This window comes from Sandaracinobacter sp. (assembly GCF_041909755.1).
Lineage (GTDB): Bacteria > Pseudomonadota > Alphaproteobacteria > Sphingomonadales > Sphingomonadaceae > Sandaracinobacteroides.
This window is the reverse complement of record NZ_JAYRCW010000007.1, coordinates 37,547-49,409: the sequence shown is the minus strand read 5'-3', so window position 1 is coordinate 49,409 and position 11,863 is coordinate 37,547. Positions and strand designations below refer to the sequence as shown.

General features: G+C 67.6%; 16 protein-coding genes. 13 read left to right on the top strand and 3 right to left on the bottom strand.

The features are described from left to right. Positions 1 to 187: BRCT domain-containing protein (locus tag ACE3O8_RS02245; RefSeq protein WP_374386332.1), on the top strand; the 187-nt coding region annotated here is incomplete at its 5' end. A 65-nt stretch (positions 188 to 252) separates the two neighbouring features. Here ACE3O8_RS02245 and ACE3O8_RS02240 read toward each other — a convergent pair. Genes ACE3O8_RS02240 through pnuC form a run of 3 tightly spaced genes read right to left on the bottom strand, consistent with a single transcriptional unit; the run spans position 253 to position 2,287 of the window. Next, a complete protein-coding gene (locus ACE3O8_RS02240; protein WP_374386331.1) occupies positions 253 to 1,215 on the bottom strand; it encodes a 50S ribosomal protein L11 methyltransferase in 963 nt (320 codons plus the stop codon). Continuing rightward, positions 1,212 to 1,721, bottom strand: coding sequence for an AAA family ATPase (locus ACE3O8_RS02235; RefSeq protein WP_374386329.1), 510 nt, complete (start codon positions 1,719 to 1,721; stop codon positions 1,212 to 1,214). Before ACE3O8_RS02235 ends, ACE3O8_RS02240 begins: the two co-directional genes overlap by 4 nt. After that, complete coding sequence (pnuC, locus tag ACE3O8_RS02230) at positions 1,721 to 2,287, bottom strand: nicotinamide riboside transporter PnuC (RefSeq protein ID WP_374386328.1); 567 nt, start codon at positions 2,285 to 2,287, stop codon at positions 1,721 to 1,723. Before pnuC ends, ACE3O8_RS02235 begins: the two co-directional genes overlap by 1 nt. A gap of 139 nt (positions 2,288 to 2,426) precedes the next feature. Here pnuC and ACE3O8_RS02225 point away from each other — a divergent pair, with 139 nt between their 5' ends. The 12 genes from ACE3O8_RS02225 (at position 2,427) to zapE (ending at position 11,814) form a co-directional block, all read left to right on the top strand. Beyond that, complete coding sequence (locus ACE3O8_RS02225) at positions 2,427 to 3,413, top strand: phosphotransferase family protein (protein WP_374386326.1); 987 nt, start codon at positions 2,427 to 2,429, stop codon at positions 3,411 to 3,413. A gap of 1 nt (position 3,414) precedes the next feature. After that, positions 3,415 to 3,759, top strand: a complete 345-nt coding sequence (locus tag ACE3O8_RS02220) for a DUF6285 domain-containing protein (RefSeq protein WP_374386324.1) — start codon at positions 3,415 to 3,417, stop codon at positions 3,757 to 3,759. Further along, the gene (locus ACE3O8_RS02215) at positions 3,756 to 4,196 is read left to right on the top strand and encodes a DUF1330 domain-containing protein (RefSeq protein ID WP_374386322.1); all 441 of its coding nucleotides are present in this window, start codon (positions 3,756 to 3,758) and stop codon (positions 4,194 to 4,196) included. Before ACE3O8_RS02220 ends, ACE3O8_RS02215 begins: the two co-directional genes overlap by 4 nt. Before the next feature lie 135 nt (positions 4,197 to 4,331). Continuing rightward, positions 4,332 to 4,724, top strand: a complete 393-nt coding sequence (sdhC, locus tag ACE3O8_RS02210) for a succinate dehydrogenase, cytochrome b556 subunit (RefSeq protein WP_374386321.1) — start codon at positions 4,332 to 4,334, stop codon at positions 4,722 to 4,724. Continuing rightward, positions 4,724 to 5,116: a succinate dehydrogenase, hydrophobic membrane anchor protein gene (gene sdhD / locus ACE3O8_RS02205; protein ID WP_374386319.1), complete on the top strand. Its 393-nt coding sequence runs from the start codon at positions 4,724 to 4,726 to the stop codon at positions 5,114 to 5,116. The genes sdhC and sdhD overlap by 1 nt, the downstream gene beginning before the upstream one ends. Before the next feature lies 1 nt (position 5,117). Further along, positions 5,118 to 6,920, top strand: a complete 1,803-nt coding sequence (gene sdhA / locus ACE3O8_RS02200) for a succinate dehydrogenase flavoprotein subunit (RefSeq protein WP_374386318.1) — start codon at positions 5,118 to 5,120, stop codon at positions 6,918 to 6,920. A gap of 7 nt (positions 6,921 to 6,927) precedes the next feature. Beyond that, on the top strand, positions 6,928 to 7,713 hold the full coding sequence (locus tag ACE3O8_RS02195) for a succinate dehydrogenase iron-sulfur subunit (RefSeq protein ID WP_374386316.1): 786 nt from the start codon (positions 6,928 to 6,930) through the stop codon (positions 7,711 to 7,713). Between the two features lie 55 nt (positions 7,714 to 7,768). Continuing rightward, a complete protein-coding gene (locus ACE3O8_RS02190; RefSeq protein WP_374386314.1) occupies positions 7,769 to 8,584 on the top strand; it encodes a tetratricopeptide repeat protein in 816 nt (271 codons plus the stop codon). A 30-nt stretch (positions 8,585 to 8,614) separates the two neighbouring features. Next, positions 8,615 to 9,436, top strand: coding sequence for an SPOR domain-containing protein (locus ACE3O8_RS02185; RefSeq protein ID WP_374386313.1), 822 nt, complete (start codon positions 8,615 to 8,617; stop codon positions 9,434 to 9,436). Positions 9,437 to 9,573: 137 nt separating this feature from the next. Continuing rightward, a complete protein-coding gene (locus tag ACE3O8_RS02180; protein WP_374386311.1) occupies positions 9,574 to 10,206 on the top strand; it encodes a hypothetical protein in 633 nt (210 codons plus the stop codon). A 52-nt stretch (positions 10,207 to 10,258) separates the two neighbouring features. Beyond that, a complete protein-coding gene (locus tag ACE3O8_RS02175; RefSeq protein ID WP_374386309.1) occupies positions 10,259 to 10,699 on the top strand; it encodes a PaaI family thioesterase in 441 nt (146 codons plus the stop codon). After that, the gene (gene zapE / locus ACE3O8_RS02170) at positions 10,696 to 11,814 is read left to right on the top strand and encodes a cell division protein ZapE (RefSeq protein ID WP_374386307.1); all 1,119 of its coding nucleotides are present in this window, start codon (positions 10,696 to 10,698) and stop codon (positions 11,812 to 11,814) included. The genes ACE3O8_RS02175 and zapE overlap by 4 nt, the downstream gene beginning before the upstream one ends. Positions 11,815 to 11,863: the final 49 nt, after the last annotated feature.

Genomic DNA, 11,863 nt, shown 5'->3' with positions numbered 1-11,863 from the left:
GGGCCGCGACGAGGCCAAGGCCAAGGCCGAGGCGCTGGGCGCGAAGGTGGCCGGCAGCGTCAGCGCGAAAACCGACATTCTCGTGGCCGGGGCAGACGCAGGCTCGAAGCGCGCCAAGGCCGAAGCGCTGGGCGTGCAGGTGATTTCAGAGGCCGACTGGCTGGAAATTCTGGCCACCAACAGCTGACCACCCGCAACGTCACTCCGGGTTTGACCCGGGGTCCGGCTTCTCTGCGCAACGGCTCCGTTCCACTACAAACTGTCGATCTGCCACCCGCGCCCGGCCGTCTCCCGCCGGGCCCCCCGCAGCGCGGCGCGCCGGTTCGCAGGCGCCTCCTTGCGGAACAGCAGCACAGGCCATTCGCGGCGCGGCGAGCGGTTGATCAGCGTCAGCCCCTGCGCGCGATAGGCGGCGATCACCTTCGGCGCCTGCGGCTGCAGCAGCCCCGCCAATATCAGGTGCCCGCCGCGTGCCACCACGGCCGAAACGGAAGGCGCCAGCGCCACCAGCGGGCCGGCCAATATGTTCGCGAACACCAGATCATAGGGCGCCCGGCCCGCGATCAGCGGATGCTCCACGCCTGGTGCCGCCATCAGGGTGATTTCGCCCGGCCCCCGCCCAAGGGGCACGCCGTTCAGCCGGGCATTCGCCACCGCCACCCGGGCAGCGATCGGATCCAGGTCGGCCGCTGTCAGCCGCGCCCTGGGGAACAGCCTGCGCGCCGCGAACGCCAACAGGCCCGATCCCGTGCCGACATCCAGCACATTGCGCTTGGTGCCCTGCTTCGCCAGCCCCGTCGCCACCGCGATGCAGCCCGCCGTTGTCGCATGCTGGCCGGTGCCGAACGCCAGCCCCGCATCGATGCGGATCGGCCATTGTCCGGGCTTGGACGTGCCCGCCCATTCGCCGGTGTGGACATGGAATCGCCCGATATCCACCGGCTCCAGCCCGGCCTGCGACAGCGTCACCCAATCCTCGTCCGGCACCGCAGACAGCATCGGCGCCAGCCCGGACGAGGGCGCGAGCGCCCGAAAGGCCGCCAGCAGATCGTCAGACGGCTGACCATCGCAGTAAAGCCGCAGCTCCCACACATCGTCCGCCTCTGCGGCGGCCAGCGTGGGGGCCGGGTCAAAGCCGGGGAAGGGCTCGTCCATCAGCGCGGCGGCGTCAGCCTCTGCACGGGTGCAGGGCAGGGTGGCGATCACCGCCGTCACAACAGCGCCTCGACAGCGGATATGGCGGCGGCGCGGCGGTCTGCCCAGTTGCCGGAAATCGTCAGCGGCCGGATGCCCCGCGTCTGGAATTCCGCCGCCACCAGCTCGTGAAACCGCATCCGTTCCCCATCGGCCCCGAACATGCGCACCGGGTCCGCCACGAAGGGCACGTCCGGCAGCAGCAGCAGGTGAAGGTCCGCCCGGCTGTCGCGCGCCGCCAGAATAGGATCCCGCCCGCCGAACAACATGCTGGCCCAGGCGGTGGTCATCACGATGTCCGTGTCCTCGATCAGCACCGGCGGGTTGGCCGCCGCTGCCTGATCGGCCGCGATCTCATGCCCTTCCGCGATGGCATAATGATCCTCCAGCGTCAGGTCGCGGCGCAGCCGTTCGGTGTAGGTGCGGCCGAATTCCGGCACCAGCAGGCCGCGGAACTGCCGCGCCAGCTCGGCCGAGAGGGTGGATTTGCCCACCGATTCCACCCCCGACAACACCACCCGCAGCATCAAGCCATTCCCCGTTCCGCCCGGCCCCACGCCCGCCAGCCATAAAGGGCAACCCCCAGCAGCACCGCATAGACCGCACTCGTGAACCACAGGCCCTGAGAGGCATAGAGCCCCACCGACACAAGGTTGACGAGGCACCACAGCGCCCAGGTCTCCACCCGGCGGCGCGCCTGCCAGAACTGCGCCGCCAGCGCCAGTGCCGTGTTCGCGCTGTCCGCGAAGGGAACGGCGGCGTCCGTCGTCAGGTGCAGCAGCGCGCCCACCAGAAGGGCCAGTTTCAACGTGCCGGCCAGCGTCAGCCAGCGGTCCCGCCGCGTCATCCGCAGCACCGGCACCTCGCCGCTGGCCTCCATGGACCGGCGCCAGTTGATCAGGCCATAAAGGTTCAGCGCCAGGAACAGGAACTGCAACCCGAAGGCGGCATAGAGATGCGCCTGCCAGAACACCGCCGCATACAGGCAGACGGCCGCGATCCCGAAGGCATAGTTCCACAGCGACCGCCGGGCCACCAGCCACACATTGGTCAGCAGCAGGGCCGACGCCAGCGCTTCCAGCTGCCAGCTCATGCGCGGCGGCTCCCCCCAATGGCAGGTTGCCGAACGGGCCTGCGATATCCAAGGCTTCGGCGTCGAAGGAAGGGAAGGGGTGCCATGTCTCGCAAGCGGTGGCGGCAAAGGCATATGTCTGTCAATTCGGAGAAATCCGGTGCTTGATCCGGCGAAGGACGGCAAGCCTGCGCTGCAGGCGCTGATCGCGCGCGGCCTCGGAGAGGCCGTGTCGGTGGGCGAAGTCAGCCAGTTGTCGGGCGGCGCGTCCAGCGCGACCTATCGGGTGGAGGTTGAGGATGGCTGCGGCCTGCGCCAGCTGATCTTCCAGCGCACCGCCGGCGACAATGGCAACGGCATCCCCCGCCGCGTGCAGGCAGAGGTGCAGACGCGCGCCGGAGCGCTGGGCGTGCCAGTCGCCCGCGTGATCGCCACCACGGTCGCGGAAGATGATCTGGGCGACGGGGCCGTCACCGAGCTTGTCGCGGGCGAGGCGCTCGCGCCGCGATGGCTGCGGCTGCCCGAATATGCCGCCGCACGGGAGGCGCTGACGGCGCAGTGCGCTGAAGCGCTCGCGAAACTACATTCCGCCCCCGTCGGGCACTGGACGGATCTGCCGCTGAAGCGCGGGTCCGGCGCGGAGCTGCTGGCCGACATGTTCGGCTGGTATCGCCGCATCGGCGTGAACGTGCCGGCCTATGATCTCGCCTTTGCCTGGCTGAAGCCGCGCATGCCGGCGACGCCCGCCACCTGCCTTGTCCATGGCGATTTCCGCTCGGGCAATTTCCTCGTCGGCGCGGATGGCCTCACCGCGGTCCTCGATTGGGAACTGACCCACCTGTCCGTCCCGGCGGAAGATCTGGGCTGGCTCTGCGCGCAGGCCTGGCGCTTCGGCCAGTGGCAGCTGCCCGTGGGCGGCTTCGGCACGCGGGAGGCATTGCTGGAGGCCTATGGCGGCGGCGTCACGGCGGAAGAGCTTCACATCTGGGAAGTCTATGGCAATCTGAAATGGGGGATGAGCTGCCTGCAGCTGGCGGACGACCATGTCTCGGGCCGGGTTCCCTCGGTGGAGCGCGCCGCCATCGGCCGCCGCGTCACCGAGGTCGCCGCAGACCTCACCTACCTTCTCGCGTTCGGAGAGCTTTGAGATGAGCCACCCAACCGCAACCCAGCTGATCGAGGCGGTGCAGCTGTTCCTGAAAGAGGCGGAAGGGGAGCTGAAGGGCCGGCTCGCATTCCACGCCAAGGTCGCCGGAAACGCGCTCGCCATCGTGACGCGCGAACTCGCCCAGCAGCCGGACGCGGCGGAGCAGCAGGCGCTTGCTCCCTTCGGCGGCGCAGACAATCTGTGCGAGGCGCTGCGCGCCGGCGCGATCGATCCCGAGGACAAGGCGCTGCTGAAGGCGGTCCGGCAGGGGGTTCTCGCCCGGCTCGCGGTCGACAATCCGCGCTACGCCACATTCGCGCGGCTGAAGGAAAGGGACATCGCATGAGCTTCCCGCCCGCCAATTATCATGCCGACATCGATCCGACGGGCGCGCGCATCCGCGACCTCAGGGACAATGGCCCCGACGGCCCGGTCGTCATGCTGAACCTGCTGAAATTCAAGGACAGGGCGGATTATCCCGCCGGCCATCCCGACGAAGGCTCGACAGGCGCCGAAGCCTATGCCCGCTACGAACGGCTGTTCACGAAGACGGTCGGCGCCGTCAGCCAGGCCCAGCCCATGTACGACGGCCCGGCCATGCGCATCCTCGCCGGGTCCGACGCCGACGGCGACTGGGACAGGATGCTGATCGTGCGCTATCCTTCGCGCCAGCATTTCCTGGCGATGATGGCGGATGAAACCTATCGCGACGGCCTTGTGCATCGCTATGCCGCGCTGGAACGGACGATCCTGCTTCAGTGCGGCGCGAATGAAGTGGCCTGATGGGCCATGCAGCAGCGGCATGGCTGCCACAGTCGTCAGGGAAGGGGCCGCCCGTCGGGCCTCAACTGTTGCAATGCCGCCCAATTCGCATCAATGCAGCCTGCGATAAGGGGATAGAAGGGATACCAAGGGCCAATGGCTAGCCGTCCGCTGTCGCCGCACCTCTCCATCTGGAAATGGCGGGTGCATGCGATCACATCCATCACCCACCGGATCACCGGCAACGGGCTCGCCTTCGCGGGCCTTTCGGCCTTTGCCTGGTGGCTGGCCGCCGCCGCCACCTCCCGCGAAGCCTATGAGACGTTCCAGGCCTTCGCCGGCAGCATCTTCGGCTGGGTCCTTTGGGTCGGCCTCAGCTGGGCCTTCTTCCAGCACCTCCTCTCAGGCATCCGCCACCTGCTGATGGACACCGGCTGGGGCTATGACCTGGGCGTGGCCAAGGCCAGCGCGACCTGGACCTGGGTGGGTTCCGTCCTTCTGACCGCCGCCTTCTGGGGCGTCATCCTGTTCGGCAAGGGGGTCTTCTGATGGCCGGCAAGTTCCAGAGCGCATCCGGCCTGAAGCAGGTCCGCGGCCTTGGCAGCGCGAAGTCGGGCGTGCACCACTGGTGGCTGCAACGCGTCACCGCCGTCGGCACCTTCGCGCTGGCCCTGTGGTTCGTCGCGTCGCTGATCCTGCTGCCGAACCTCGATCACAGCAGCGTCGTCGCCTGGGTCGGCCAGCCGCTGGTCGCGGTTCCGCTGCTGCTCCTCACCCTGTCGGTCTTCTGGCACGCCCGCCTCGGCGTCCAGGTGCTGATCGAGGACTATGTGCATGGCGAGGGGCTGAAGCTGCTCGCCGTCGTGGCCCTCAATTTCTTCATTCTGGGCGTGGGCGCGATTGCGTTCTTCTCCATCGCCCGCATCGCCTTCGGAGCCTGAGATGGCCGACGCCTACAAGATCATCGATCACACCTATGATGCCGTCGTCGTCGGCGCGGGCGGCTCCGGCCTGCGCGCCACCATGGGCATCGCGGAAACCGGCCTGAAGACGGCCTGCATCACCAAGGTGTTCCCCACCCGCAGCCACACCGTGGCGGCGCAGGGCGGCATCGCGGCGGCGCTGGGCAACATGGGCCCGGATCACTGGACCTGGCACATGTACGACACCGTGAAGGGGTCGGACTGGCTGGGCGATCAGGACGCCATCGAATATATGGTGCGCGAAGCGCCGGCGGCTGTCTATGAGCTGGAACATGCCGGCGTGCCCTTCAGCCGCACGACGGAAGGCAAGATCTACCAGCGCCCGTTCGGCGGCATGATGCAGAACATGGGCGCCGGCCCCGCCGCCCAGCGCACCTGCGCCGCAGCGGACCGCACCGGCCACGCCATGCTTCACGCGCTCTATCAGCAGAGCCTGAAGTATGACGCGGACTTCTACATCGAATATTTCGCCATCGACCTGATCATGGAAGGCGGCGAGTGCCGGGGCGTCATCGCCATCTGCATGGCGGACGGTTCGATCCACCGCTTCCGCAGCCATGCCACCGTGCTGGCGACGGGCGGCTACGGCCGTTGCTATTTCTCCGCCACCTCGGCCCACACCTGCACCGGAGACGGCGGCGGCATGGTGCTGCGCGCGGGGCTGCCGCTGCAGGATCTGGAATTCGTGCAGTTCCACCCGACCGGCATTTATGGCGCGGGCGTGCTCATCACCGAAGGCGCGCGCGGCGAGGGCGGCTATCTCACCAACTCGCAGGGGGAGCGCTTCATGGAGCGCTATGCCCCCAGCGCCAAGGATCTCGCTTCCCGCGACGTCGTCTCCCGCTCGATGGCGATGGAAATCCGCGAAGGGCGCGGCGTGGGCAAGGAAGGCGACCACATCTTCCTGCACCTCGATCACATCGATCCGAAGATCCTGCACGAACGGCTTCCGGGCATCACCGAAACCGGCAAGATCTTCGCCGGCGTCGATCTCACCCGCCAGCCGCTGCCTGTGGTGCCGACGGTGCATTACAACATGGGTGGCATCCCCACCAATTATCATGGCGAAGTCGTCACGCTGAAGGATGGCAACCCGGATCATGTCGTGCCGGGCCTGTTCGCGGTGGGCGAAGCGGCCTGCGTGTCCGTTCATGGCGCCAACCGTCTGGGCTCCAACAGCCTGATCGACCTTGTCGTGTTCGGCCGCGCCACCGGCCACCGCATCGCGGAAATCGTGAAGCCCGGCACGGCGCACAAGCCGCTGCCGAAGGACTCGGCCGATTTCGCGCTGACCCGGCTCGATCATTTCCGCAATGCGAAGGGCGGCACGCCCACGGCGGATATCCGCCTGAAGATGCAGAAGACGATGCAGAAGCACTGCGCCGTGTTCCGCACCGACGAGCTGATGGCCGAAGGCGTGGAGCTGATGAACGGCGTCTATGCCAGCATGCAGGACATCCAGGTGACGGATCGCTCCCTGATCTGGAACACCGACCTCGTCGAGACGCTGGAGCTGGATAACCTGATCAGCCAGGCCCAGTGCACCATCCGTGGCGCCATCGCCCGCAAGGAAAGCCGCGGCGCCCACATGCACGAGGATTATCCCAACCGGGATGACGAGAACTGGATGAAGCACACGATCAGCTGGTTCGACGGCTGGGGCGGCAAGGGCGGCGAGGTGAAGCTCGACAGCCGGCCGGTGCACACCTACACGCTCACCGAAGAGGTTGAGTACATCAAGCCAAAAGCGCGGGTTTACTGAGGGTTATATGGCAGAGTTCCAACTTCCCAAGAACAGCCGCATCACCGGAAACGGCAAGGCCTACCCGGCCCCGTCCGGCGCGAAGCGCCCCCGCACGTTCAAGATCTATCGCTGGTCCCCCGATGACGGGCAGAACCCGCGTTACGACAGCTACACCATCGATCTCGCGGATTGCGGGCCGATGGTTCTGGACGCGCTGATCAAGATCAAGTCGGAAGTCGATCCCACGCTCACCTTCCGCCGCTCGTGCCGGGAAGGCATCTGCGGCTCGTGCGCGATGAACATCGATGGCTCCAACACGCTCGCCTGCACCATGGCGATCGAGGATGTGAAGGGCGACATCACCATCACGCCGCTTCCGCACATGGAAGTCGTGAAGGACCTTGTGCCCGACATGACGCATTTCTATGCGCAATATGCCTCCATCAAGCCCTGGCTGCAGACCGTCACGCCGGAACCAGCGCTGGCCGAGCGCATCCAGTCGCCAGCAGACCGCGAAAAGCTCGACGGCCTGTACGAGTGCATCCTGTGCGCCTGCTGCTCCACCTCCTGCCCCAGCTACTGGTGGAACTCGGACCGCTTCCTCGGCCCGGCGATCCTGCTTCAGGCCTATCGCTGGCTGGCCGACAGCCGCGACGAGATGACGGGCGAGCGCCTGGACGCGCTGGAGGATCCGTTCCGCCTCTATCGCTGCCACACGATCATGAACTGCGCGAATGTCTGCCCCAAGGGCCTGAACCCGGCGAAGGCGATCGCGGAGATCAAGAAGATGATGGTGGCGCGCGCGGTCTGATGCCGACGGCGGCTTCCGGTTCGCCCATCAGCCCATCCTTTCGGGAACGCCCGCAATGAAGCAGCCCCGATGGACAGCGCATGGCCTCCGGGCGCTTGCCGCGGCCCTGCTGATTGCCGGAAGCGCCGCAGCACAGCCCGACGCCGCGGCGCAGGCAGACGTCGCCTGGCAGGCGCATGATTACGCCACCGCCCGCCCGCTCTATGCCGCGCTCGCGGCGGACCCCGCGAACCATGTCGCCCAATATCGCTATTCGGTCATTCTCGATGCCGGCTACGGTGCCCGCCGCGATCCCGAAGCCGCGATGCGCTATCGCCGGCAGGCGGCAGAGGGCGGCAACGCCGACGCGCAGACCAACCTCGGCTACATGCTGAGCTGGGGCGATGGGGTGCCGAAGGACCTGCCGGCGGGAATCGGCTGGCTCGAAAAGGCGGTCGCGCAAGGGTCCATCGGCGCCACCTACACATTGGCGGTCGCCAGGCGCGTGTTCCTGAACGACCCGGCCGGCGCCTTCCCGCTGATGCTGAAGGCGGCGGAGGCCGGCGATGCCGACGCCATTTCCGACATCGCCATTCTCTACCGCGACGGCGTCGGCACCGCGAAGGATCCGGCCGCCTATGTCCGCTGGCTGAAGCGGGGCGCCGCCAGAGACAGTTCCGGGCGGCGCGCGCTGATCGCGCAGGCCTATGCCAATGGCGAGGGCGTGCCGCGCGACATGATGAAGGCCTACGCCTGGGTGCTGATGGCCGAAGATCGCGTCTCGCCCGAGGGGCGGAACCTGGTGACAGCGCAGACAACGCCGGATCAGAAGGCGGCTGCAAAGGCATTTGCGGATCGCTGCATTGCCAGCAACTATGTCGACTGCGATTGAGGCGCTGGCAGGTCTGAAAGGGGACATGGCATGACGGAACGGGTGCGGTTTCTGAGAGGGATGGCCGCCGTCACCTCAATCCTCGTCCTCGCGGCCTGTTCCACCCGCGCGCCCAGCCCCCCGCCGGAACCGTCCCGCCCGGCGCCCGCGCCCGCGCCGCTGTCTCCGATCCACCAGGATCTCGATCCGCTGGAAACGGTCTGGCACGTCCGCGCGGGGCTGAATGTCGCGGCGCTCAGCTGCGCCCAGCGGGTCGGGCCGGGCATCGTCACCGACTACAACGCCTTCCTGAAGGCGAAGAAGGCGCTGCTGGCAGAGGCTTATGCCGCGCTTTCGGCCGCGTATCGCGCGAAGGGCGGCAACTGGCAGCGCGCGCTCGATACCGACATGACGAAGCTCTACAACCACTTCGCCTCGCCCACCGCGCAGGCCGCCTTTTGCGATGCCGCCGCCGTTCAGGTGAAGCGCGCCATCGCCGCGACCCCGGACGAGCGGCAAAGATGGGCGGAGGAGGCGCTGGCCAGCCTCGACCGGCCCTTCACCGGCCCGCAGCTGGCAGTCGCTGCACGCGGGCTGATGGCGATGCCCGCTGCCGAACCCGCCATCCCCGGCGGCTGGCGCATCCAGCTGGGGGCCTTCGGCTCGCCGGCCGCCGCCGAAAAGGCCTGGGCGGATATCAAGTCGCGCAGCCCGGAGCTCGGCTCGCTCTCGCCCCATTTCGAACCGGTCCCCGGCCAGTCGCTCACCCGCCTGCAGGTGAAGGGCGTCAGCAGCCGGTCAGAGGCGATCACATTGTGCGCCCACGCCGCCGCCGCCGGTTTCGATTGCTTCCCGGTGAAGGCTGCCGCCTGACATTTTCGCCCTGTTCCAAGGGGCTTGCGCCAGACTGTGCATTTTCCTCGACAATGGGAATCGGCGGGCCGTTAACCTCGCTGCCCGAATGAGTCATCCTGCGTGCCAACGACAATAATCCCACAAGGGGGTCGCTCATGTCTGGTCGCGTCCGCAGTCCGTCTGCCTGCTTTCCGCTCGTCTCCGCAACGCTTGCGCTCGCGCTGGTCGCGGGTTGTTCCCAGCCAAAGCCGCGCCCGCAGGCGCAGGTCGCCCGGCCCGCCGCGCCGCCCATCATCACCCCGCAGCAGCCGGTTGCCCTGTCCGCGATCCACCGCGAAGCAGGGGAGGTTGAGCGGGTGTGGCACCTGCGCGCCGCGCTCAACGTCGCGGCGCTGCAATGCGCGCGTTCCAGCAATTCGCCGCTGGTGAAGGATTACAACCTCATCCTCGCCCGCCATCGCGTGGTGCTGGGGCAGGCCTATGCCGCCAAGCAGGCGCGCTTCCAGCAGACATCCGGCAAGGCCTGGCAGAAGGCGATGGATCGTCACATGACCCAGCTCTACAACCACTGGGCCTGGCCGCCCGCGCAGGAGCGCTTCTGCGCCGCCGCGGCAGATGCGGCGCGGCGTGCGGCGCTCGTCGCCCCGGATGGCTTTGCCGCCTATGCCCCGCGCGGGCTGGCAGCGGTGGATCAGCCGATCGCCCTCACGCAGGGCAGCCGCATCCGGCTGGTCAGCGCGCCGGCGCCGGCGCCGCAGCGCAAGACTCAGCTCTCGGCAAAGAAATAGCTCCGGCGCGGGGGTTCTTGCGGGCGGGTTCCCCCGCCGCTAGGCCGGTTGCATGGCAGCATCACTGGTGGAAGACGGCCCCTGGAAGGGCTGGAGAGCGTGGCACGCGAAGCCGGAAGGCCGCTTCGTGGATGGGCTGGGCGATGTCTATTATCGGGATGAACCCCCCGGCATCCTCGCCTGCATCGAAACCACGCGCAAACATGCCAACGGCCTGGGCTTCCTGCACGGCGGCTTCCTGATGGCCTTCATCGACGTCACGATGTTCGCCACGATCCGCCACCAGCTCCAGCAGTCGGCGGGCGTCACGCTGCAATGCTCCACGGATTTCATGGGCGCCGGCCACATCGGCAAGCTGCTGGAAGGGCGCGGCCATGTGGTGAAGGAAACCGGCAAGCTCGTCTGGGTGGCGGGCACGCTCACGCAGGATGATGGCGCCAGCATCGTGTGCCAGTGGCACGGGCTGCTGCGCAAGGTTCCCCGAAACAGGTGAGCCGCATCCGAAAGGCCTATGACGCGCTTGTCGCGTCTGGTGAGCTGCGCCCCGATCCCGCGCAGGCTGCCATCGCGGACCGGCTTTGCCTGCTCGCCTGGCGGCTGGAGCAGCCGGCGCGAAAGCCGGGAATTCTGGGGAAGCTGTTCGGCGGCAACGCCGTCGCCGCGCCGCAGGGCCTCTATCTGTGGGGCGGGGTGGGGCGGGGCAAGTCCATGCTGATGGACCTGTTCTTCACCCATGTGGCGGTCGAACCGCGCAAGCGCATCCACTTCCACCAGTTCATGCTGGAAACCCACGCCCGCATCTTCGCGCAGCGGCAGGCCGATCCGGGGGACCCGATCCCGGCGGTCGCCAAAAGCTGGTGCGAAGAGGCAAGGCTTCTCTGCTTCGACGAGCTGCAGGTGACGAACATCGCCGATGCGATGATCCTTTCGCGCCTGTTCACGGCCCTGCTGGCGTCCGGCGTCACCGTTGTCGCCACCTCGAACCGCCCGCCCGCCGATCTCTACAAGGATGGCCTCAGCCGGGAGCTTTTCCTGCCCTTCATCGCGCTGATCGAGCGGGAGCTGCAGGTGATCCCGCTGGACGGCCCCACCGATTACCGGCTGCACCGCATGGGCGGCATGCCCACCTACTACAGCCCGAACGGGCCAGAGGCGACGAAGGCGCTGTCCGAACTCTTCTTCCGCCTCACCGATTTCCCGGTGGAAGATCGCGCCCATGTGCCGTCCGCCGAACTGGATGTTGGCGGCGGCCGCATCCTGCAGGTGCCGAAAAGCCTGAAGGGCGTCGCCGTATTCTCGTTCCGCAAGCTCTGCGGAGAGGCGAGGGGCGCTGCCGATTACCTGGCGGTGGCGCGCACCTATCACACCGTCATCCTTGTCGGCGTGCCGAAACTCGGCCCTGAAAACCGCAACGAAGCCAGCCGTTTCGTCACCCTGATCGACGCGCTCTACGAATGGCGCTGCAAGCTGCTGATCGCGGCCGATGCGCCGCCCGAACAGCTCTATGAACAGGGCGACGGCCGCTTCGAATTCGAACGCACCGTCTCGCGCCTGATGGAAATGCAGTCGGCGGACTATCTGGCGGAAGGCCACGGCCTGCGCGCCTGACCGCATGCCCGCCTTTGGGCGGCTGGCCGAATGTCCACCCCAAGGCAGC

Bases quoted from the DNA above. Each gene is read 5' to 3' on its own strand.
- sdhA (WP_374386318.1), top strand. From the start codon at position 5,118: ATGGCCGACGCCTACAAGATCATCGATCACACCTATGATGCCGTCGTC.
- ACE3O8_RS02175 (WP_374386309.1), top strand. From the start codon at position 10,259: ATGGCAGCATCACTGGTGGAAGACGGCCCCTGGAAGGGCTGGAGAGCG.
- ACE3O8_RS02220 (WP_374386324.1), top strand. From the start codon at position 3,415: ATGAGCCACCCAACCGCAACCCAGCTGATCGAGGCGGTGCAGCTGTTC.
- pnuC (WP_374386328.1), bottom strand. From the start codon at position 2,287: ATGAGCTGGCAGCTGGAAGCGCTGGCGTCGGCCCTGCTGCTGACCAAT.
- ACE3O8_RS02215 (WP_374386322.1), top strand. From the start codon at position 3,756: ATGAGCTTCCCGCCCGCCAATTATCATGCCGACATCGATCCGACGGGC.
- ACE3O8_RS02235 (WP_374386329.1), bottom strand. From the start codon at position 1,721: ATGCTGCGGGTGGTGTTGTCGGGGGTGGAATCGGTGGGCAAATCCACC.
- ACE3O8_RS02195 (WP_374386316.1), top strand. From the start codon at position 6,928: ATGGCAGAGTTCCAACTTCCCAAGAACAGCCGCATCACCGGAAACGGC.
- ACE3O8_RS02180 (WP_374386311.1), top strand. From the start codon at position 9,574: ATGTCTGGTCGCGTCCGCAGTCCGTCTGCCTGCTTTCCGCTCGTCTCC.
- sdhD (WP_374386319.1), top strand. From the start codon at position 4,724: ATGGCCGGCAAGTTCCAGAGCGCATCCGGCCTGAAGCAGGTCCGCGGC.
- ACE3O8_RS02185 (WP_374386313.1), top strand. From the start codon at position 8,615: ATGACGGAACGGGTGCGGTTTCTGAGAGGGATGGCCGCCGTCACCTCA.
- ACE3O8_RS02190 (WP_374386314.1), top strand. From the start codon at position 7,769: ATGAAGCAGCCCCGATGGACAGCGCATGGCCTCCGGGCGCTTGCCGCG.
- sdhC (WP_374386321.1), top strand. From the start codon at position 4,332: ATGGCTAGCCGTCCGCTGTCGCCGCACCTCTCCATCTGGAAATGGCGG.